Annotated in this window: 21 protein-coding genes and 1 pseudogene; 10 read left to right on the forward strand and 12 right to left on the reverse strand. The window is 40.4% G+C overall.

Translation table 11 applies throughout. The annotated features are described in order from the left end of the window. Nucleotides 1–36: 36 nt before the first annotated feature. Nucleotides 37–1,044 (reverse strand): AraC family transcriptional regulator, encoded by a 1,008-nt coding sequence (locus DCO44_RS00440; protein ID WP_116758667.1) that lies wholly within the window; start codon nt 1,042–1,044, stop codon nt 37–39. A 229-nt stretch (nt 1,045–1,273) separates the two neighbouring features. Here DCO44_RS00440 and infA point away from each other — a divergent pair, with 229 nt between their 5' ends. Then, the gene (infA, locus tag DCO44_RS00445; RefSeq protein ID WP_001284370.1) at nt 1,274–1,495 is read left to right on the forward strand and encodes a translation initiation factor IF-1; all 222 of its coding nucleotides are present in this window, start codon (nt 1,274–1,276) and stop codon (nt 1,493–1,495) included. Nucleotides 1,496–1,561: 66 nt separating this feature from the next. Here the strand turns inward: infA and DCO44_RS00450 are convergent, their stop codons facing one another. The 5 genes from DCO44_RS00450 to leuC form a co-directional block, all read right to left on the reverse strand. Then, a complete protein-coding gene (locus tag DCO44_RS00450) occupies nt 1,562–1,933 on the reverse strand; it encodes a lysozyme inhibitor LprI family protein (RefSeq protein WP_116758668.1) in 372 nt (123 codons plus the stop codon). Between the two features lie 311 nt (nt 1,934–2,244). Further along, on the reverse strand, nt 2,245–3,324 hold the full coding sequence (gene leuB / locus DCO44_RS00455) for a 3-isopropylmalate dehydrogenase (RefSeq protein ID WP_116758669.1): 1,080 nt from the start codon (nt 3,322–3,324) through the stop codon (nt 2,245–2,247). Between the two features lie 42 nt (nt 3,325–3,366). Then, nucleotides 3,367–3,930: a hypothetical protein gene (locus DCO44_RS00460; RefSeq protein WP_116758670.1), complete on the reverse strand. Its 564-nt coding sequence runs from the start codon at nt 3,928–3,930 to the stop codon at nt 3,367–3,369. 100 nt (nt 3,931–4,030) lie between these two features. Then, on the reverse strand, nt 4,031–4,681 hold the full coding sequence (leuD, locus tag DCO44_RS00465; protein ID WP_116758671.1) for a 3-isopropylmalate dehydratase small subunit: 651 nt from the start codon (nt 4,679–4,681) through the stop codon (nt 4,031–4,033). Nucleotides 4,682–4,702: 21 nt separating this feature from the next. Next, the gene (gene leuC / locus DCO44_RS00470) at nt 4,703–6,121 is read right to left on the reverse strand and encodes a 3-isopropylmalate dehydratase large subunit (RefSeq protein WP_116758672.1); all 1,419 of its coding nucleotides are present in this window, start codon (nt 6,119–6,121) and stop codon (nt 4,703–4,705) included. Between the two features lie 227 nt (nt 6,122–6,348). Here leuC and DCO44_RS00475 point away from each other — a divergent pair, with 227 nt between their 5' ends. Continuing rightward, a complete protein-coding gene (locus DCO44_RS00475) occupies nt 6,349–6,576 on the forward strand; it encodes a DUF2061 domain-containing protein (RefSeq protein ID WP_116758673.1) in 228 nt (75 codons plus the stop codon). Nucleotides 6,577–6,713: 137 nt separating this feature from the next. After that, nucleotides 6,714–7,571 (forward strand): LysR family transcriptional regulator, encoded by an 858-nt coding sequence (locus DCO44_RS00480; RefSeq protein WP_116758674.1) that lies wholly within the window; start codon nt 6,714–6,716, stop codon nt 7,569–7,571. A 46-nt stretch (nt 7,572–7,617) separates the two neighbouring features. Here DCO44_RS00480 and DCO44_RS00485 read toward each other — a convergent pair whose 3' ends face one another. Further along, nucleotides 7,618–7,860 carry a DUF2789 family protein gene (locus DCO44_RS00485; protein ID WP_116758675.1) on the reverse strand — a complete coding sequence of 81 codons (243 nt, stop codon included), beginning with the start codon at nt 7,858–7,860 and terminating at the stop codon, nt 7,618–7,620. Between the two features lie 147 nt (nt 7,861–8,007). Continuing rightward, entirely contained in the window at nt 8,008–8,661 is a 654-nt protein-coding gene (locus DCO44_RS00490) for an HAD family hydrolase (protein ID WP_116758676.1), read from the reverse strand. Nucleotides 8,662–8,843: 182 nt separating this feature from the next. On the opposite strand from DCO44_RS00490, the gene DCO44_RS00495 reads away from it, so the two are divergent. Both DCO44_RS00495 and ptsP read left to right on the forward strand, forming a co-directional pair. Then, complete coding sequence (locus DCO44_RS00495; protein ID WP_116758677.1) at nt 8,844–9,326, forward strand: RNA pyrophosphohydrolase; 483 nt, start codon at nt 8,844–8,846, stop codon at nt 9,324–9,326. A gap of 82 nt (nt 9,327–9,408) precedes the next feature. Continuing rightward, nucleotides 9,409–11,706 carry a phosphoenolpyruvate--protein phosphotransferase gene (ptsP, locus tag DCO44_RS00500; protein ID WP_116758678.1) on the forward strand — a complete coding sequence of 766 codons (2,298 nt, stop codon included), beginning with the start codon at nt 9,409–9,411 and terminating at the stop codon, nt 11,704–11,706. Between the two features lie 8 nt (nt 11,707–11,714). Here the strand turns inward: ptsP and DCO44_RS00505 are convergent, their stop codons facing one another. Next, nucleotides 11,715–11,903 (reverse strand): hypothetical protein, encoded by a 189-nt coding sequence (locus DCO44_RS00505; RefSeq protein WP_116758679.1) that lies wholly within the window; start codon nt 11,901–11,903, stop codon nt 11,715–11,717. A 250-nt stretch (nt 11,904–12,153) separates the two neighbouring features. Between DCO44_RS00505 and DCO44_RS00510 the strand changes: the two genes are divergently transcribed. Both DCO44_RS00510 and DCO44_RS00515 read left to right on the forward strand, forming a co-directional pair. Continuing rightward, complete coding sequence (locus DCO44_RS00510) at nt 12,154–12,594, forward strand: MarR family winged helix-turn-helix transcriptional regulator (protein WP_116758680.1); 441 nt, start codon at nt 12,154–12,156, stop codon at nt 12,592–12,594. Between the two features lie 389 nt (nt 12,595–12,983). Then, the gene (locus tag DCO44_RS00515) at nt 12,984–13,949 is read left to right on the forward strand and encodes an MDR family NADP-dependent oxidoreductase (RefSeq protein WP_228157485.1); all 966 of its coding nucleotides are present in this window, start codon (nt 12,984–12,986) and stop codon (nt 13,947–13,949) included. 327 nt (nt 13,950–14,276) lie between these two features. Here the strand turns inward: DCO44_RS00515 and DCO44_RS00520 are convergent, their stop codons facing one another. Continuing rightward, complete coding sequence (locus DCO44_RS00520) at nt 14,277–15,926, reverse strand: acyl-CoA dehydrogenase family protein (RefSeq protein WP_116758823.1); 1,650 nt, start codon at nt 15,924–15,926, stop codon at nt 14,277–14,279. A gap of 82 nt (nt 15,927–16,008) precedes the next feature. Here DCO44_RS00520 and DCO44_RS00525 point away from each other — a divergent pair, with 82 nt between their 5' ends. Next, nucleotides 16,009–16,629 (forward strand): TetR/AcrR family transcriptional regulator, encoded by a 621-nt coding sequence (locus tag DCO44_RS00525; protein ID WP_116758682.1) that lies wholly within the window; start codon nt 16,009–16,011, stop codon nt 16,627–16,629. A 284-nt stretch (nt 16,630–16,913) separates the two neighbouring features. Further along, nucleotides 16,914–17,522, forward strand: a complete 609-nt coding sequence (locus tag DCO44_RS00530) for a LysE family translocator (protein ID WP_116758683.1) — start codon at nt 16,914–16,916, stop codon at nt 17,520–17,522. Here DCO44_RS00530 and DCO44_RS00535 read toward each other — a convergent pair. Further along, a complete protein-coding gene (locus tag DCO44_RS00535; RefSeq protein ID WP_116758684.1) occupies nt 17,472–18,395 on the reverse strand; it encodes a LysR family transcriptional regulator in 924 nt (307 codons plus the stop codon). The two genes, DCO44_RS00530 and DCO44_RS00535, sit on opposite strands and share 51 nt — an antisense overlap. Before the next feature lie 223 nt (nt 18,396–18,618). Here DCO44_RS00535 and DCO44_RS00540 point away from each other — a divergent pair. Then, nucleotides 18,619–18,732: pseudogene (locus DCO44_RS00540) on the forward strand (IS982 family transposase); the annotation flags it as partial. Between the two features lie 103 nt (nt 18,733–18,835). Here the strand turns inward: DCO44_RS00540 and DCO44_RS00545 are convergent. Next, entirely contained in the window at nt 18,836–20,890 is a 2,055-nt protein-coding gene (locus DCO44_RS00545) for a TonB-dependent siderophore receptor (protein ID WP_171304921.1), read from the reverse strand. Nucleotides 20,891–20,964 lie beyond the last annotated feature (74 nt).

Consider the following 20,964-nt stretch of genomic DNA (forward strand, 5'->3'; position numbering starts at 1 on the left):
AAAAACCTCCACATGGGAGGTTTTTTAAATTTTAAACTAACGCTGTTTACGTTTTCGATATTCAACAGGTGTTTCATTGGTCCAGCGCTTAAATGCACGATAAAACGTACTCGGCTCTGAAAACCCGGTCAAATAAACAATCCGCTCTACACTTTCATTGGTATTCGCAAGCAGCCTTTTCGCTAAACGACAACGATAGTCCGATAGAATCTGTTGAAAACTGGTATTGGCTTCACTCAGTTGGGTACGTAAACGACGCGGTGTAATATTTAAATGTACAGCAACCGTTTCTAAAGTGGTTTCACCGCTTTCTAAGGTTGAACCAATCGCACGGCGTACCTCACCCACCAAATCATAGCGCGCTAGTTCTTGCAGTTTTTCAATTGCCAATTGTTCATGCAATTGCAATAACTCAGGTTCGGCCTGCCACAATGGATAAGCCAAAATCGCAGGATCAAAATAAAGCCGTGTTTCTTTTTGACCCAAGCTCACAGGACACTCAAAGACACGGAAATATTCGTCATCTGGTGCACCTTGAGAAAAGTTAAAGTCGATATACAGCGGCTGAAAACGTCCTTCCGTAATAAATTTAAAAAAGCGCAAGATCCCTGACATAGCACATTCAGAAAAATGTCGATTAATTAAATTTTCCGCCCACGGCTGCTCACCATTGGTCAAATAACAACGATCATCTTCAACAATCAAACGGGCATGAAAGGCATCGCTAATTAAACGCTGATAGGCCAAAGCACGCTTAAGACCTTCACCAAAATTTTCACTGCTAATAAATAAATGTTCAATCACCTGCCCACGATATAAAGGCAAATGCTCACCCAAATGCAAACCGATATCAGGGTCCTTACTGACATCTTCGGCTGCTGTCCAAAAAGCAAACTGCGCATTTAATGGGGTACGATCATTGGCCTGAACTTGATTTAAGGCGACCCCTGCTTTTGTTAAAATTTCTTCGGTTGGTAATCCTGAACGACGAATCGCCTGATAGCCCAATCGTAGTACAACCGATGCATCCGTTAGCTGACCCACGCAATGACCTTCCTTGTATGTGATTCATTTATACCTAAAACAATAAATTTAGATTAACTGCGATTGACCAAACTGACAACATCTATAGTCAAATTTTTCCGGATTTTTTTGAAACCGCCAGTTCGCTTAATTTACTGCCAGCTAACACGTTCTCAAGGGTTTGATTCTTGATTTTTTCTAAAAAATTGACTATAATTTGCCCCTTTCCAATTTGATCATCAGGTAGGCTATGGCCAATAAAGAGGAACTCATTGAGTTCGAAGGCGTTGTCACCGAAACGCTTCCTAATACGATGTTCCGTGTACGTTTAGAAAACGGTCACGAAGTGATTGCCCACATTTCTGGTAAAATGCGTAAACACTATATCCGCATTTTAACTGGCGACAGTGTGAAGGTAGAAATGACCCCTTATGACCTCACGAAAGGTCGTATCACTTATCGTGCACGCTAAGCTCTGATTAGTGAAAGCAAAAAAAGCCACATCATGTGGCTTTTTTTATATCGAGATCTTCTACACCTATTCACTTAAACGTGAGGTTTTACAGCCCACCGTTTGACATTCACGTAAACGTTCTTGTAACCAGTGGTTACGATCCTGAGTGGTGGTTAAACGACACTGCACATTGACAGTACTTTGTACATCATCGGTACACTCCGCATCGCGCTGACGAATCCATGCCAATTGTGACTTTTTCAACGTTTTTTGTTGTGCTGCATTCAGTTGTTTACGTAATTGTTGATAGTTCTTATTCAAATCGGCATCTGCACTGGCATAAATTTTATTGGTGCAGTAAATATCATCATAGGTGTTACGAGCATTGTCACAGTTATCTGCATAGCTGAAGGTTGCCATCGCCCCGCAGAGGAGAGCCAATATGATTTTGCGCATGAAATTGTCCAAATCGCTTTATTATATGGCCTATCTAAGCATATTTTGCTGAACTTGAACATTGCCCCTAGACAGACAAGGTTGTATCTTTTTTATCTCTGCGCTGTACTGCTCTAGACAGTAATTTGCTTTTGACCTTGCATCAAAAAATCACTACAACCCATCATTCTTCTCTATGAGTCAGACATCCTGCTGAACGAATAAGCCTGAATCGCTCGAGTCTGCACAAGCTCATTTACCGCGTGTTATGGGGAAATCTTCCCCCCATAAAAAAACGCAGCGATGGCTGCGTTTTTTACACGACAAAGAGATTATGCGAGTGCAGCAACTACAGCCTGCCCCATCTCCACTGTACCTACTTTATTCATTCCTTCCGACATGATATCGGCAGTACGTAGGCCCTGATCCAAAACTTGTCCTACCGCGTCTTCAATAGCCTGTGCAGCAGCCTCTTCACGGAAGGTATAACGCAACATCATGGCAACCGACAAAATGGTCGCCAATGGGTTCGCCACGTTCTGACCTGCGATATCTGGTGCCGAACCGTGACACGGCTCATACATGCCTTTACCATTTTCATCTAAAGAAGCTGATGGCAACATCCCAATTGAACCTGTCAACATGGCTGCTTCATCTGACAAAATATCGCCAAATAAGTTACCCGTTACAATCACATCAAACTGCTTAGGCGCACGCACCAACTGCATGGCTGCATTGTCGACATACATATGTGACAAATTAATTTCAGGATATTGCTCTTCTTTTAATGCGGTAACGGTTTGCTTCCAAAGCTCTGTCACTTCAAGGACGTTGGCTTTATCGACTGAACAGACTTTGCCACCACGCAAACCAGCTAACTCAAAAGCCACTTTCGCAATACGCTTAATTTCTGACTCTGAATAGACATCGGTGTTAAAGCCTTGCTTCTCGCCATTTTCCAATTCACGAATACCACGTGGCTGACCAAAGTAAATCCCGCCTGTTAATTCACGTACAATCAGAATATCCAAGCCCGCAACAATTTCAGGTTTTAAGCTCGATGCATCGGCCAATTGTGGGTAAAGAATCGCAGGACGTAAATTTGCAAATAAATTCAATTCACTACGAATTTTCAACAAGCCACGTTCTGGACGAATTGAGCGCTCAATGCTATCCCATTTAGGACCACCCACAGCACCTAACAAAATTGCATCGGCTTTTTTTGCCTGTTCCGCTGTCACTGCTGGGTACGGTTCACCATGTGCATCAATGGCTGCACCACCCAATAGGCCATGTTCCCATGTGAGACCTAAATTAAATTTTTCATTGACTCGATCGAGTACATGCTCTGCGGCCTTGACAATTTCAGGACCGATACCATCACCCGCCAAAATCAAAATTTGTTTAGACATGAGAACTTCCATTATTTCATCAGTACTAGGACTGTTTAGAGATTAAATTTTTTGCTCTACAAACTCACCTAACCCAGTTTGCGGGTCATACGGTCTGCAAAAGCGACGAATTGTTTTTTGTTCTTGCTGCAAATCTACGCACAGTGGGTCTGGAGCAGATGCATTCAATAAACTGATATGTTGTCGAGTTCGATCCCGATACATTTTAAAGGTATAGCTTTGTTTGGCTTTAAACGCATGAATCACATGCAAAGTTTCTGCTCGATCTGGTGAAATTGGATAAAATCGAATCACCAATTCTTGTTGTTTCGCAGGCGCAGATAAATACAATGCATTCGGCTGATTCAAGGTTTTGGCTTGTAAACGAACCAAACCTTTATCAATTGCTTCAGAATTTACTCGATGGGTTCGCGCATCGACAATAAAAATGTCGCCTAAACGCTCAAACTCACAATTATGTGTTCCAGAACAATAAATTAAAGCATTTGATGATGGGCTTTCGGCATATTCCACTTGCTTAATGCGAGCACTATCTACCCACTGACATGCGCTCAGTGTGCTGAACAACAATCCCGCAATAACACATTGACCGAAAACTTTCGTCATTTTGCTAGCCCAACCTTGCGTAATAAAGCATTTATCATGTTGATTATGCCCCGATGTTAGCAAGAGTTGGGCGGTGTTGTCATGACTAAATATGCAACCTTTAGCCTTGGATTTCTTGGAAAACCCAAGGTCGTGATTGTTTGGTTTTCGCTTCATAAGCACGGATATCATCTTGCACTTGTAAAGTTAAACCAATGTCATCTAAACCGTTCAATAAGCAGTGCTTACGAAATGGATCAACTTCAAATTTGAATGCTTCACCATTGGGTGTACGTACTTCTTGTGCAGCAAGATCAATCGTAAGTTGATAACCTTCTGTCGCAGCACATTCTTTGAAAAGTTGATCGACAATTTCTTCAGCCAAAATAACTGGCAACATGCCGTTTTTAAAACTGTTATTAAAGAAAATATCGGCATAACTTGGTGCAATCACGGTACGGAAACCGTATTCTTCCAATGCCCACGGTGCGTGTTCACGACTTGAACCACAACCAAAATTGGCACGCGAAATAAGAACCGATGCACCTTGATAACGCGGTTGATTTAAGATGAAATCTGGATTTTTGGGACGTTTAGAATTGTCCTGTCCTGGATAGCCTTCATCTAAATAACGTAATTCATCAAATAAGTTATCGCCAAATCCTGTGCGCTTAATTGATTTTAAAAACTGCTTTGGAATAATTAAGTCGGTATCGACATTGGCACGGTCTAATGGTGCAACAATACCTTGTTCAACGGTATAAGCTTTCATGTTTTGCTCCCCTTAGTCCAATTAGAATGTACGAACATCAACAAAATGACCTGCAATCGCCGCGGCGGCTGCCATTGCTGGACTCACCAAATGCGTGCGACCGCCATTGCCCTGACGACCTTCAAAGTTACGGTTTGAAGTCGAAGCACAATGTTCACCCGGCTGTAATTTATCGGCATTCATTGCCAAGCACATTGAGCAACCTGGTTCACGCCATTCAAAACCTGCATCAAGGAAAACTTGATCTAAACCTTCTTCTTCAGCCTGTTTTTTGACTAAACCAGAACCTGGAACCACCATGGCTTGCTTAATGCTTGCAGCTACTTTACGACCTTTCACCACTTCAGCCGCTGCACGAATGTCTTCAATTCGTGAATTGGTGCATGAACCAATAAATACACGATCCAATTGAATATCCGACAATGCTTGACCCGCTTCTAAGCCCATGTAGTTATAGGCACGTGTCCAGTCATTGCGCTGCACGTCATCTTTCGCTTGTGCCAAAGTCGGTACCGCTTGCGAAACTGGAATCACCATTTCTGGAGAAGTTCCCCAAGACACCTGTGGCTCAATCTCTTCGCCTTGTAATACCACGACGGTATCAAACTCAGCATCGGCATCAGAATGTAAAGTGTTCCAATACTCAACCGCCGCATCCCATTGTTCTGCTTTTGGTGCATAAGGACGGTCTTTCACATAGGCAATGGTTTTGTCATCAACAGCGACCATACCCACACGTGCACCCGCTTCAATCGCCATGTTACATACGGTCATACGGCCTTCAATGGACATATCACGGAACACTTGACCACCAAATTCAATCGCGTGACCCGTACCACCTGCTGTGCCAATTTTACCAATGATCGCTAACACCACATCTTTTGAGGTTACGCCCTGCCCTAAAGTACCGTCGACACGAACCAACATGTTCTTCATTTTTTTCTGAACCAAGCATTGGGTTGCCAATACATGTTCAACTTCTGAAGTGCCAATCCCGTGCGCCAAACAGCCAAAAGCACCATGAGTTGCCGTATGCGAATCACCACACACTACCGTCATACCTGGCAAAGTTAAACCTTGTTCTGGCCCAACGACATGTGCAATCCCTTGACGGATATCATTAATTTTAAATTCAACAATATTGAAGGCTTCACAGTTGTCATCCAAAGTTTGCACTTGAATACGTGAAGTATCATCTTCAATCCCTGCAATTCCTTGCTCACGCTCTTTCTTTGAAGTCGGTACGTTATGATCAGGAGTCGCGACATTCGCACTTAAACGCCAAGGTTGACGTCCAGCAAGTTGTAAACCTTCAAAAGCTTGCGGTGAAGTCACTTCATGCAATAAATGACGGTCGATATAAAGTAAGCACGAACCATCATCACGTTGTTTTACTAAGTGGTCATCCCACAATTTGTCATATAAGGTTTTGCCTGCCATGTCGACGCGCTCCATAGAACTGGGTAATTTCTTTACTTTAAGTGATTATAGCGCTGAAATAATATAAATCTAATTTATCATTTTTATAAATTTAAAAACTTTTTGGAATAATTTAAGCTCCCACTTACCATCTAATTATCCGATCAATTTAAAAAATATATTCGCTTTAACAAATCAAATGAAAATCATTATGATTTACTTATTCCCCACAGCTCAAGGCGCGACTTATGGCACATCTTTATCATTTTGTTCAACACAACCAACGCACTTTAAAGAAAACATTTAGTTATTACATTATGCATATAAGTGTCGCGATGTTGGTCGGATACTGTGTGACAGGTAGCCTGATCATGGCAATCACTTTAAGTTTACTCGAACCAACGGTTCAAGCATTTGCCTTTTTCTTCCACGAGAAAGTCTGGGATAAGCAAACAATAACCGCAACGCAACCTTAAGAATCCTGCGTGTGATCCAGTATGTCCTTGAGCTTGAGTTCCTCTTTGCACCCTCCCTCGGGTGCTTTTTTATTTGATTAATCCTTAAAGTTTCTAAATAATAGAATATATATAAAAAAACTTTATGGATCTCCACAATGAATTTGGCTGCCTTTGAAGCATTTGTAAAAGTCATGGAAACAGGTTCAATTTCTTTAGCGGCGGACCAACTGTTCATTACTCAACCTGCGGTAACCAAACGTATTCATAGCTTAGAAGATTATTTTGGGGTTAAATTATTTGAATCGGCAGGACGCGGTGTTCAAGCGACCCACGCTGCACATTCTTTATTACCGAAAGTTAAAAACTGGCTAAATGAACTCGGTGATATTCACCATACCCTGAGCCATGAACAAGGACAGGTACAAGGTAAACTCAAGATTGGCACCAGTCATCACATTGGTCTGCATCATCTGCCGCATCATTTACGCCATTATGTACAACAATTTCCACAAGTCACCTTAGATGTACATTTTGTCGACTCTGAACAAGCACACGAGCAAGTCCTTGCAGGTGATTTAGAACTGGCTTTTCTTACTTTACCTCCGCAAGGCGATCATCGACTCAATTATGTCACCATTTGGAATGATCCTCTGGTGTTCGTTGCAGCCCCCTTTCACCCTTTGGCTCAAAAGAAAAACCTGAAACTGGAAGATTTAATTGCCTATCCAAGTTTATTGCCCTCTGCCCAAACCTATACTAGTCAAATTACCTTAGCAGAATTTGAAAAACAGGGATTAAAGCCGAAAATTACCATGAGCAATAATCCACTAGAATCTATTCGGATGTTGGTTTCAATTGGTCTAGGCTGGTCAGTCTTACCACAAACCCTGCTCAATCAAGATTTACAGCAACTCGACATTCGTTTTGAAATGAATCGTCAATTGGGCATGGTTTGGCACCCTGGACGTACCCAGTCGAAAGCAGTACTAGAGCTGATTGAAATGATGAAATAACAGAGTGAGCCTTCAGCAATCGCACTGCCGTAGAAGGCTCAACAAGTTAGGTAACTGAATCTTCATGCAACGATTCATTCAACTGATCCACGACAATCGCCCATTCTCCATCGGACTGAATTTTTTCTTCTAAAAACTGACGTTGCGCTTCGCTCCAATAATCCGCCTGTACAATATGCGTCTGTGCATTCAGTTGATGGGTCACAATAAATAACGCAATTGCATCTTCACTCGCGTCTAAACCGAGCTGTTCAAATAAATGTGTCATTCTTGGTCGAACTTGATTCATGCTCATGTCCTTCAATTTTCTTATTTTCCCAATTAGCATATCAACTCAACAGCCTAAAAACTGTTAAATCTCTTTAATCTGTCCATGAAAAAGCATAGGCGGATTTCAATCCCCTATGCTTGTTCATCAAAATCTACTAAAAACGCTTTAGCTAATCGACCAATCTTGAATAGCCCAACCTTGTTCTTTGGCCAAAACTTCTAGACGATCATCTGGATTCACCGCAATCGCATGGTCTGCATATTCCAACAAAAAACGATCATTGATGGAGTCTGAATAAGCCCAAGACTCTTTAACTTCACGGCCCGCCAACCATAAATCTAAACGCGCTAATTTGCCTTTTTGGTAGCATGGAATATTAATCACTTTACCCGTGTATTTTCCATCAACCACTTCAGCATTGGTGGCAATAATTTCAGTAATACCAAATTCACGAAAAATCGGCGCAGTAATAAAATCTGAAGTGGCGGTAATTCCGACCAAGGCATGGCCTGCTTCACGATGCTTTTCAATAGCAGCGAAACCCTCAGGGCGCATTTGAGGACGAATCACTTTCTGCATGAACAATTCATGTAATTCGGTTAAATACTGGTTGTCATGCTGGGTCAAAAATTCAAATACAAATTCATTGTAGGCAATCGGGTCTAATTGCCCTGCCTTATAGTCTTCATAAAATTTGTCGTTCATTTGACGATGGCGGATGGGGTCGACCAGTCCTTCATTGACTAAAAACTCTCCCCAAGAATGATCTGAATCGGTATTCAGTAAGGTGTGATCGAGATCAAATAGCGCCAATTTCATGAAAATACTCGTAAAAACTGAAATTTAAGAAAAAAATTGTAAATCTATCTCCGCTAGTCGATAGAAATTCGTTAAGATCATAGCAATTTTAACATTTTAGCTTTGTTTTGGTTCGAGTTGGATAAAGAAATAACACTCCCCGAACGCGAAGCCACAATATTACACAAAATTTAGGTAGCCAAATGATCGACTCTGAAGGTTTCCGACCCAATGTCGGGATCATTTTGGCAAACGACTTTGGACAGGTTTTATGGGCAAAACGCATTGGACACAATGCTTGGCAATTTCCACAAGGAGGTATCCAATATGGAGAAACCCCCGAACAGGCACTTTATCGTGAGCTGAGAGAAGAAGTTGGCTTACTGCCCGAACACGTCGAAATTGTAGCGCAAACTAAAGGGTGGTTGCGCTACCGTTTGCCACATCGGTATATACGTACGGATTCAGACCCCGTATGTATAGGTCAAAAACAAAAGTGGTTTTTACTCAAGTTAACCGCTTCGGTACAGCATATTCAATTGAATTTGTCCGATCCACCCGAGTTCGACCAATGGCAATGGGTGAGCTATTGGTATCCATTAGGGCAGGTGGTGAATTTCAAGCGAGATGTCTACCGTAAAGCTATGGTGGAATTGTGCAATCAATTACCCATAAAAAAACCTTAAAAAAATGTATAAATATGCAGATTTTTTAAGACACTATTGCTATAAATAAAACTAATTTACATTTTTTTTGGGAGCAGACTCTATGTCAAACATGCAACTGGATACCCTTAGACGTATTGTGCAAGAAATCAATGCGTCCACCAGTATGCATGAATCACTCGATATTATGGTCAATCAGGTCGCTGAAGCGATGCATGTCGATGTCTGCTCGATCTATCTTTTAGATGAACGTAACCAACGTTATCTGCTCATGGCTTCTAAAGGGCTAAATCCTGAATCTGTCGGACATGTGTCCTTACACACAGGCGAAGGTTTGGTCGGTCTGGTGGGACAACGTGAAGAAATTGTCAATCTAGACGATGCACCCAAACATGAACGGTTTATGTATCTGCCAGAAACTGGGGAAGAAATTTATAACTCTTTCCTCGGTGTACCCGTCATGTACCGCCGCAAGGTGATGGGTGTGTTGGTGGTTCAAAATAAAGATAAACAAGATTTTAGTGAAGCGGCTGAATCCTTTCTTGTCACACTCTGTGCGCAGCTTTCAGGCGTAATCGCACACGCACATGCTGTTGGCAATATTGATGTGTTCCGTAAACCCAACAATTTACCTGCTTACAAAACCTTCCAAGGGGTGTCAGGTTCCGGAGGTATTGCCTTAGGTCGCGCTGTCATTTTATATCCTCCTGCTGACTTATCGGCAGTACCAGACCGCGAAGCTGATGACATTAGCGAAGAATTGGCTTTACTGGATAGTGCACTCAAGGCTGTTCGAGAAGAAATTCAATCACTCGACGATAAAATGCAAGATGCCTTGATGGCAGAAGAACGCGCATTGTTTAGCGTCTTCCTGCGTATGCTGGACGAAAATGCCCTACCAGCCGAAATTAAATCGGAAATCCGGGATGGTAATTGGGCACAAGGTGCCGTCCGTATTGTGATTGAGAACCATATTGCGCTATTTGCACAAATGGAAGATGACTATTTACGCGAACGCGTGGCCGACCTGAAAGATTTAGGTCGACGTATTTTGGCTTTTTTACAAGAAGCCGATTCTAGCCACCGTGAACTGACAGATGAAAGCATCCTGATTGGCGAAGAAATTTCAACTGCGGCATTGGTTGAACTGCCTGTCGACAAAATTGCAGCGATTGTGACCAGCGAAGGGGCAATGAATTCGCACATGGTCATTGTGGCACGTGCACTAGGAATTCCAACAGTGGTTGGGGTGACTGAACTGCCAATTAATACCCTTGATGATGCTGAGATGATTGTCGATGCACATCAAGGTCGGGTATTTATTAATCCACCACGTCGTTTACGTACTCGCTATAAAGAAATCCAAAAAGAAGAAGAGCAAATTGCCAAAGATCTCAAACAATATGAGACCAAAGATGCAATTACGCCTGATGGCGTTGCTGTGCCTCTTTATGTGAATACAGGTCTCATGATTGATGTCGTTCGTGGTGTACAACGTGGCGCCAAAGGTGTTGGTCTATATCGCTCTGAAATTCCATTTATGTTACGTGACCGCTTCCCCGGAGAAGAAGAACAACGTGCCATTTATCGTCAACAGCTCAGCCACTTTGCCAACAAGCCTGTGGTTATGCGTACCCTCGATATTGGTGCGGATAAAGATTTGCCTTATTTCTCGATTGAAGAAGAAAACTCTGCCTTGGGCTGGCGAGGTATTCGTTTTACCCTCGATCATCCCGAAATTTTTTCTTCACAAATTCGAGCGATGCTCAAAGCTAGCATTGGACTAAATAATCTGCATATTTTATTACCGATGGTGACCAGTGTCAGTGAAGTCGAAGAAGCCTTGTATTTACTCGATCGTGACTGGCAAGCGGTGCAAGAAGAAGAACAGGTTAAAATCAATAAGCCGAAAATTGGCATAATGGTTGAAGTACCGAGTGTGCTGCTACAAATTGAAGAGTTTGCAGAGTTGGTGGATTTCTTCTCAGTGGGTTCGAATGACTTAACCCAATATTTATTGGCGGTTGACCGTAATAATCCACGCGTTGCCAATGTCTACTCACACTTTCACCCTTCAATTTTAAGAGCGCTCACGCGTTTGGTTCAAGAGTGTCATAAGTACAATAAGCCCATCAGTATTTGTGGTGAAATGGCGGGTGATCCGCTCTCTGCCGTCCTGCTTATGGCAATGGGCTTTAATACGCTGTCGATGAGTTCAAGTAACATCTTGCGTGTACGTAAAGCGATTTGTCATGTTCCGATGTCTGATGCTCAAGAACAACTGGATCGTGTTTTAAAAATGAGTAATCCACTCATGATAAAAAGTTGGATGGAATATTATTTCAAAACGCATGGCTTAGCCGATATGGTGAAATCAAGTACTCGTATTGTGGGTGCTTAACACATCCATCATGCTGCACAGAATAGCAATAAAAAAGGGCGATAATCTTCGGAATATCGCCCTTGCTTATGTTTGCTATAACCTCGTTTTGCATTTTTCTTTCGATCTACAAAAACGTGGCTTTGGTTAACTTCATGCATGTGTTTTGCCACAAAGTTGTGAATTACGACTTTTGGCTCAGCTTTCTTCTTGGCCATTCTGTTCCACCTTTTAAATACAGATTTCAATTTTTCTACTTTTACAGCAGGAAAATAAGCATACGCCTTTTTGGCTATTTTACAAGCAGTTTTATGCCCATATTGATCGTCATCCTCGTCCCAAGTTCACAGCAAAAATACAGATTATTGTATGCAAATTTTGCCTAAATACCTGAATTTGAAGATGGGTATGTCAGCCATGCTGGCTTAAAGTTATAATAGAAGTTATTTCACAAATTGGTACACCCTTATGTCAAACCAAGAGGAGTTATTAAAGCTCGATAATCAACTTTGTTTTGCTTTATATTCGACTCATCTTGCGCTGAATCAGTACTATCGAAAATTATTACAGCCGCATGGAATTACCTATCCACAATATTTGGTCATGCTGATTTTATGGGAACAAGATCAGCTCACTGTGTCTGAGATTGGACAACGAATTTTTTTAGAATCTTCCACCCTCACTCCTTTATTAAAACGGCTGGAAAGTTTAGGTTTTATTGAACGCAAACGCTCAGTTGAAGATGAACGACGAGTACTGATTTCCTTGACTACCAACGGACAGGCTCTAAAACAAGCCGTAATGCCAATTCCTGAACAAATTCTGACAGCCATTCAATGTGCGCCAGACCAAGTCAGTCAGTTACGTGAAGAACTCAATCGCTTACGTGCTCAATTAAAAGAGCAATGATGCAGAAAATGGATCAAAATCAGATTGAAATGCCATAGCTGTACATTTTAAAATCAATGTATCGCATTCATGTCTCTACAACGCCAGACAGACTTTTCGGCATGACCAATACTGAAAATTTATTCATATCTGTGAACAATACAATTCAGTATCTGTACTTGATAATGTCTCAATGAGCCGACCTCTTCAGGAGAAGACCAACAGAATAAAGACCTCACCCAGTACATAACAAGACTGAGATTAAAAACAGTAAAATCATCTACGCAAGAGTAAACAATAACGATAGAACGGTCTTTCTTCACACAACGCTTGAGCTTGATCAGTGCAATATCAATGATAAAAAAGCAACTGTAAAAGGATGACAATCATGAGGAATCAAAACATTTAAGTTGTCCAGATATCCACAAGGAAAATTGAGTATGGATATATTTGATAGGGTTCCCTTACCTTCGCCAAATTTAACTGTGGGTGAGTTTTTGGTTAGGCAGACGCATATATGCTTAGACCCTGTCATGCCTCATTGGTTACAACAAAGACATTACAATACATTTACGCCCACGCAGAAGAGTGAAATTATACAATCTTATGGTGTTGGTGAGGTCATTGAGTCTCTAAATCCTCAATTTCCCGTAGGGGTTCAAGTGGTGGGGATTACAGGTTGGAATGAATATGTTTTAGGGCATTCTGAGATGTATATTATTGATTCGGCCCTCCCTGCGGAAGCCGTACTTTCTTTATTCTATTTTACAGGTCTTACTGCATATATCGGGTTAATCAAACTTGCCCAACCGAAAGCTGGGGAAACGCTCCTGATTGCCAATGCAGCAAGCACACTGGGTTCTTTACTGGGTCAACTCGCAAAAGCCAAAGGTCTAAGGGTCATCGGCTGTTCGGACTCCAGTAAAAAATGCCAATACTTAGTAAATGAATTGGGTTTTGATTCAGCCATTCATATGAGCAACAAACATTCTGCCACCCAATTAAGCCTTGCAGCACCAGATGGTATAGACATCTTCTTTGATAATAAAGATGAACCACAACAAAGACTAATTTATGCGCAAATGAATCAATCTGGACGTGTCATCGTATTAGACAAGCCATTCACACAGCACCCCACGTCTTACCATTCAGCAAATTTAGAGGGTATTCAGCACAGGTACTTAAGTATTCGGGGGACAATGCTCTGCCCCTATCTCGAATTTATGAATGAATCGAATCGAGTAATCGCTGAATATTTAGCTCAAGGGAAAATGACTTATCAAGCACATCTGATTGAGGGTTTTGACCATTTGCCTGAAGCTTTAATTCATTACTTCAATGAAGAGGCCATGGGAACCTTGATTGTAAAGTTCTAGTTCTACGACCCAGTTTTCATGCTTCAAGTTTAGAAACTTGATTGTTCAAAATTATGCGACATCACACATAAAAAAAGCCCAACATCCTGTCGGGCCTTTTCCATATTTGTTGCTCGGTATAACTTCCTGTTGCACCAAAACGATCCTTGCTTTAGAACATTTCAATCCTTGAATGTTCTGGAACATCCTGTTCCTGAATGAAATGCATGATAGGTGATTTCAAAAAAATTGCCTATACGCAAAGTCCATCATTCATTGTACGCTTTGGCTTACACGATTGATTAAAAAATCATCTAATTTATGGTATTTTGTTCAAAAAACAATATTTTATACCGCTAAGACTCGAGCCAATATTTTCTCGACATTTTGCTGTTGTACTTTAAGTATCCCCACAACACGACCATGGAACGCCTGATAACGGGATTGAATAAATGCATCTGCAATGAATGCAGGGGCATATTGTTGTAATAAACTAGCTTGTGCCAAAATCACCAACCGACTGACTAAGCTTCGTGCCATAAACTGGCGTTGCTCAGGCGCTTGCTGAAATAACTGTAGCAATTGTTGCAGTTCTGCTTGTAATAATGGCTGTTGCTGGGCTACATCGGCAAAAGACTGCAACAATACCTGCATGGATTCTGGCTCTCGTTGAATCGCACGAAGCACATCTAAACACATCACATTACCTGAACCTTCCCAAATGGTATTCACAGGCACTTCTTTAAAAATTCTCGCCATAATCCCTGCATCAACATAACCGTTACCCCCAAAGACTTCCATCATTTCGCCTGTTAGCTCCACCGCGCGTTTACAAATCCAGAACTTCGACGCTGGGGTCATAATGCGTTTCCATGCCACAGATAAAACATCTTCTTGCTCATAGCAATGTGCCAAATGGAAGCTGAGTTGTACTGCGGCTTCGGTTTCCAAAGCCAAATCCACCAAAACGGCTTGCATCAGCGGTTGTTCAGACAAATGTTTTCCAAAAGCCTTACGCTGTCGGGTATAAGCAAGGCATTGCACTAAAGCTTGTCGCAGCATAGCGCTGCTACCTACCGAACAAGTGAGTCGGGTGTAATTTGCCATTTCAATAATGGTGGGAATACCGCGTCCTACTTCTCCAATCATAATGCCCCAAGCCTCTTTAAATTCGACTTCGGAACTGGAATTACTGCGGTTCCCTACTTTTTCTTTTAGGCGTTGAATCTGTACGGTATTTTTACTGCCATCTTCTAGCCAACGCGGTACAAAGAAACAGGCCAAACCATCCTGCTCGGTTTGTGCCACCACCAAATGTGCATCACACATGGGGGCAGAGAAAAACCACTTATGCCCTGTGAGCAAATAAGCTTGACCACGCCCCGACTCTGCGACTGGTACAGCAATGGTTTCATTGGCACGCACATCTGAACCACCCTGCTTTTCGGTCATGCCCATACCCAACCAAATTGATTTTTTCTGACTGATTGGCACATCACGCGCATCGTATTCGGTTGATAATAACTTAGTGCCGATTTTTTCCCATAGTTCAGGCTCACGTTGCAGCAATGGAATACTGCCGAGTGTCATCGCGGTGGGACATAAGCTGCCGCATTCGACTTGTCCACTCAAATAAAAGCGTGCTGCCCAATCCACCCACGCAGTTTGAGATTGCAGTGCAATAAAAGGATAGGCATGTACAGCATGGTTTCGATTCAATTGCATCCACTGATGCCATGCAGGATGGAACTCAATACAATCTTTGCGACGTCCACGTGCATCGAAGGCATGTAAGATGGGGGTATGCCGATTAGCTTGATCTGCATATTGGTAATATTCTGCCGAGCCAGCAACTTGCCCAAGTATTGTTAACGCAGGCTGATCTTGACTGCCATACCGAGTCAAAATTTCTTGTAAAACCTGATCACTGCTAAATAGGTTATAGCCCTGCTTTTCATCAAATTGATTACTGATTTGATGAGTTGTCCATGTATTCATCATCTTTATTTTGCTCTTGTTCTAATTCGATTTTCATTTCAGTATAGAGAAAAAATGACCTTGATATGTTCAGCTTTGTGCCATGAAAAATCCTGAAGTCCAAGTGCGTCGTAGACCGCGCCAATCCAGAGCCAAGCTCACACAAGAAGCTTTGCAAGAAAGTTTTGTTCGGCTTTTACATGAGCGTCATGCGCACGAAATCACCATTCGTGAAATTACGGATATAGCAGGAGTCGGCTTGGGTACCTTTTATGAATACTTTTCAAAGAAAGAAGATTTGGTTGCATTGACCATTCATCGACATTTGAAAAGTAATGCCGAACTACTCAAAAGTTATGCACAAAGTCTGATGGAGTTATCCACAAAATTAAGTTTTGCAGACTATTTACAGCAGATTATCCACTTTCAGCTTGAACAGATTCAGGCTCGGCAGTTTCTTTGGGCACAGACTTTTTTGCTCGAACGGCAAGTTTCGAACATTGAAAGTTACCGTAAAAGTTATGCCATGATGGTACAGATGTGGCACAGCATCCTTAAGCCTTATATTGATGATGCAGAACAACTCCAGCACATCAGTTTAAATGTGCAACGGGTCTGTTATGGCTTTGTGTCACAGACCTTGTTGGTCGAGCCTGAATTTATAGAATGGATCATGTTGGAGAGAGATATTCTTCAAAGTTTAGAGAAGATTAATTCAAAATAAAAACAATAACTTATAAGAAAAGTAATCATCTTAAATTGGCCAAACAGAACTGAACTAGTTGCAAAAAAGCCGACTTGTTTCAGAGTTGGTATTTTGTGAACTTTTAGTCGTATTTATATTTATAAGTATCTGATATTAAAATAAATATATATGTGTGCTTCGGGGTGGTCATTATTTTAAATAGTGGAAATTTCTAAAACTGTTTTTGATAAAAATGGGCTAATTCTATATGTTTTATGATAGTAATCTTGAGCTACATAGATATTTATAAATTGATCGTAAAGATGTCATTCGCAATAATTTTAAGCATGTTCATGTTCTCTCTGAGTATGTCTATTTCGCCTGGTCCAGTAAATATAACAATACTGTCAACGAGTTTAAATCATGGTTTTATTAAAACATTTCCTTTTATATCAGGAGCTACTATTGGGTTTGTATTGCTTTTAATCTCCGTAGGATTCGGTTTTTCTAAAATTATAAATGCTTACCCTATCATCTTTAAGTTGTTAGAGTTTTTAGGATCTGCTTTTATTATTTATATAGGCTATAAAATACTATCATCTAAACCAGAAATTGAAGTCAATCATAATAGCTCTATCCCTAATTTTATAGATGGATTCTTGTTGCAGTGGTTGAATCCTAAAGCATGGATTGCGTGTGCTTCAGGTGTTGCTTTATTTTCAGTACCACATACTAACACTCCACTTACAGTATTTATCTGTATTTACTTTCTAATTTGTTATTTATCTTTAGCTTTATGGGGGGCTTTAGGAGGAAAATTATCTATTGTATTGAGCAATAGTCAACGTATTTTATTCTTCAATAGATTAATGGGTTTTTCCTTAATCTTCCTTTCTATATATATGATATTTAATCTTTTCATTATTAAATGAACTATAAATTTTATTAATTAACGAATAGGCAATACTATTGATGGGTAAATTGGCTGGCCAAATCGCATATACATTTAAAGGTTGTAGTTCCCATTGAGGTAAAACTTTTACAATATCCCCCTTAACAATGTCATTTTTAATTAAATAATCAGGAGGAGCAGCCAAGCCAGCATCAAGTTTTGCTAGCTGATAAGAAGCTTCTACATTATTTACACAAATATTTGGATTATAGGAAATTTTTATTTCTTCTCCATTCTCGTTGTTTTTCAATATTCTTGAATGTGGACGCATACTTAGACCAATCCATTTCATTGCTTCTAAGTCATAGGGTGTTTTCGGTTCACCGTAGGTCTTAAGAAAGTTTTTTGTCGCAACAATACTTCTTGGTAGATCAAACAAATACTTAGCTTTTAGAGCGCTATCCAAAGGCTCTCCTATTCTAAAAGCTACATCTATATTTTCAAAAACAATGTCATTTTTTTCATCATCACACGTAATATTTAATATTAAATCAGGAAAATCTTTTATAAAATCAGTAATATGATTCATAAATTCCCCATGGATAAAAATAGCAGGAATAGAGATATTTAATTTTTTATTCCCGATGATTGAGCTTTTTCTTAAACCATTAATACCTTGCTCATAGGTGTCTAATATGGATTTAGCTGTTTCTAAAAGCTTTTCTCCATCATGAGTGAGAGTTATTTTTCGAGTATTTCTATAGAACAAAGCACACCCCAAATTTTTTTCTAATTTTGTAAGGTGTTGACTAGCGGTTGCACAAGATAAGCCAATCGCTTTAGCCCCTTTGCTAATAGAGCCTATTTCAGCAATTTTGGCAAAAACTATTAAGTATCTAATATCTTCAATCATTTCATACCATATATTAAATAAAATCTAAAATTAGCATAATACACCGTATACGAAAGGTAATTGTTATTCCCAAGTAGAAATGTCCGCTTTTAGAATATATTCATTTTCGATTTTCTTAGCGGACTGTTTGATATGTTGGTGTCTATGTCGGATAAAGAACTTAAATAATTGTCGGTCTTGCAAGAAATCTGTGATCAATGCATCCAATGCCATAAATCAGATGAGTAAGGCTCGAAGTATTCCAGAGTTCTTAAGTGACATCTATGCCTCGTTATGTACATCCCAATTAAATCACCGAAATAAACCAACCATTCAAATTATAGAATCATTGACTTAAACAGGATTGGGGTTAAATAGATAAAAAAATAGGAGTAAATAAGAAAATGATAACTTTTGAGAAATTATTAAAAAGCCAGCATTAATGCTGGCTTCCTTTAAAGTTAGAAATTATAGGTGATGCCTAACTTTGCAGTTCGTGGTTGTCCTGGATAGACATAACGGTTGAAAGCACTGTCATCATATTCTTTATTAAAAATATTTTTAATATCAAAACTTAAGCGTACATCTTTGTTCCAATCATAATAAGAAATCAAATCTGTTGTTGCATAACTGCCCATGTCATAAGAGCCATTGGCAGTTTGGCCTTTACGGCTCCCCACATAACGTTGATTCACTCCAAGCCCTAAGCCATTCAATGCACCTGATTTAAACTCGTAAATACTGAGTAAATTAAATGAATCTTGAGGAATATTGGCTAAACGGGTGCCTTTTGCCAAAGAATTATCTTTACTCACAGCCGCATCGACATAAGAGTAATTACCAATAATTTTCCATGCAGATGTAATATTACCTACGAGACTTAAATCTACCCCCTTACTCGTCACCTCTCCTGCGGCAACGCTCTTGGTTGAATCTAATGGGTCTAGAGTCAATACATTTTCTTTCTTTACATAATAGATTGCGGTATCAAAAGAAAGTTGATTATCCCATAAGGCATACTTTGAGCCGATTTCGTAAGAAATGCCTTCTTCTGGATCGAAGCCTTGATTGTTACGATCTGCTCCCGGGTTCGGTTTAAATGATTTACTGATATTACTGTAAACCATAAATTGATCCGTTAGATCATAGGTCAAACCAATACGTGGAATAAATGCATTAGTGTCCGTAGACCATGAAGTACTATTGACGAAATTACTATAATCTTGCTTATAGTTTTCAAAGCGCATCGCAATTAAAGTATTTAAATGATCCGTGATGCGAATTTGATCTTGGACAAAAAAGGCTTGGCTTTTCAGTTGCTCACGGTCATTCGTGGTCACGTTAACCAATTCTGGCAATGGTTGTGTGTTGTAGGGTTGGTTGATGTTTAAATCAAAACTATCTCTTGAACGGATGATATAGGATTTATAATCGTAATCTTCAAGCTCAATCCCTGAGATTAAGGTATGTTGTAAATTGAATAGATTGAAATTACCAACGACATTGGCTTGAAAATTTTTATCAATCCAATCTAAGTTACGCCAATTATAGTTGCGGGTAATCACTTCACCATTGCTATTCTCTTTGATTCCATTGGCTTCAACTGCATAACCATGTAAGTTCCCATTTAAATATTGAGCACCAATATTCAATTTCCACGCATCATTGAGCACATGTTCAACACGGAACTGTAGCATGTCGTTATTATTATATAGACGATTGCGATCTTTACCTGATTCCCACCAATAGTTTGATGAATCAAATGAAGTTTTTTGCTGCCCATCATAACGAGTAAAGCCACGATCCAAGGCATGCTGATTACGTAAAAAATCAGCTTCAAATGTCAATTTGGTAGCATCCGAAGGCGTCCATTGCAGCACAGGTGCAATATTCCAACGTTTAGAATCCACATGATCACGATAAGTATTGCCATTTTCACCCATCAAATTTAAACGGTAGGTGAGGCTTTCATCTTGTGTTAAAGCACCAGTGGTATCTATGGTGCCACGGTATAAACCCTCTTCATCAACAGTTAAACCTAAAGTTGTTTTCTGTTCAGTTTGCGGTGTTTTACTCACTACGTTAAATGTTCCACCAGGATCACCACGACCATATAAACTTGATGAAGCCCCTTTTAACACTTCAACTCGTTCCACGGTACTGCTATCAGGCGCATTAGGATAACCACGGTTAATTGGGAAACCATTTCGATAATATTCGCCACTGGTAAATCCGCGCGAAGTAAAGGTTGTTAAACCTTGTCCACCAAAGTTATTCGCCCGCCCAACACCAGCGACATCAAGTGCTTCAGATAAGCGTGTTGCTTGAATGTCTTTTAAAACAGCTTCAGGAATAACTGTCACAGCTTGAGGTGTTTCTTTCAGTGAGGTATTAGTTCGCGTTGCTGAGCTGGCAGTACTTACTTTATAGGTTTTTCCAGCATCTTCAGAAGTACTAGTGGCTTGTAAACTAATGGTTGGTAAAGCACTGATTTGATCACTTGCAAAGACTGACATTACACAGCCAAGTGGCAGTAGACTTGGTAATAAACGACGTTTGAACACGGGAATATTTCACTGAAATTTGGTGA

It is taken from the genome of Acinetobacter sp. AM (assembly GCF_003105055.1).
Classification (GTDB): Bacteria; Pseudomonadota; Gammaproteobacteria; order Pseudomonadales; family Moraxellaceae; genus Acinetobacter; species Acinetobacter tibetensis.

Coding starts and splice junctions, on each gene's coding strand:
- infA (WP_001284370.1), top strand. CDS start 1,274: ATGGCCAATAAAGAGGAACTCATTGAGTTCGAAGGCGTTGTCACCGAA.
- DCO44_RS00450 (WP_116758668.1), bottom strand. CDS start 1,933: ATGCGCAAAATCATATTGGCTCTCCTCTGCGGGGCGATGGCAACCTTC.
- leuB (WP_116758669.1), bottom strand. CDS start 3,324: ATGTCTAAACAAATTTTGATTTTGGCGGGTGATGGTATCGGTCCTGAA.
- DCO44_RS00460 (WP_116758670.1), bottom strand. CDS start 3,930: ATGACGAAAGTTTTCGGTCAATGTGTTATTGCGGGATTGTTGTTCAGC.
- leuD (WP_116758671.1), bottom strand. CDS start 4,681: ATGAAAGCTTATACCGTTGAACAAGGTATTGTTGCACCATTAGACCGT.
- leuC (WP_116758672.1), bottom strand. CDS start 6,121: ATGGCAGGCAAAACCTTATATGACAAATTGTGGGATGACCACTTAGTA.
- DCO44_RS00475 (WP_116758673.1), top strand. CDS start 6,349: ATGGCACATCTTTATCATTTTGTTCAACACAACCAACGCACTTTAAAG.
- DCO44_RS00480 (WP_116758674.1), top strand. CDS start 6,714: ATGAATTTGGCTGCCTTTGAAGCATTTGTAAAAGTCATGGAAACAGGT.
- DCO44_RS00485 (WP_116758675.1), bottom strand. CDS start 7,860: ATGAATCAAGTTCGACCAAGAATGACACATTTATTTGAACAGCTCGGT.
- DCO44_RS00490 (WP_116758676.1), bottom strand. CDS start 8,661: ATGAAATTGGCGCTATTTGATCTCGATCACACCTTACTGAATACCGAT.
- DCO44_RS00495 (WP_116758677.1), top strand. CDS start 8,844: ATGATCGACTCTGAAGGTTTCCGACCCAATGTCGGGATCATTTTGGCA.
- ptsP (WP_116758678.1), top strand. CDS start 9,409: ATGTCAAACATGCAACTGGATACCCTTAGACGTATTGTGCAAGAAATC.
- DCO44_RS00505 (WP_116758679.1), bottom strand. CDS start 11,903: ATGGCCAAGAAGAAAGCTGAGCCAAAAGTCGTAATTCACAACTTTGTG.
- DCO44_RS00510 (WP_116758680.1), top strand. CDS start 12,154: ATGTCAAACCAAGAGGAGTTATTAAAGCTCGATAATCAACTTTGTTTT.
- DCO44_RS00520 (WP_116758823.1), bottom strand. CDS start 15,926: ATGAATACATGGACAACTCATCAAATCAGTAATCAATTTGATGAAAAG.
- DCO44_RS00525 (WP_116758682.1), top strand. CDS start 16,009: ATGAAAAATCCTGAAGTCCAAGTGCGTCGTAGACCGCGCCAATCCAGA.
- DCO44_RS00530 (WP_116758683.1), top strand. CDS start 16,914: ATGTCATTCGCAATAATTTTAAGCATGTTCATGTTCTCTCTGAGTATG.
- DCO44_RS00535 (WP_116758684.1), bottom strand. CDS start 18,395: ATGATTGAAGATATTAGATACTTAATAGTTTTTGCCAAAATTGCTGAA.
- DCO44_RS00545 (WP_171304921.1), bottom strand. CDS start 20,890: ATGTCAGTCTTTGCAAGTGATCAAATCAGTGCTTTACCAACCATTAGT.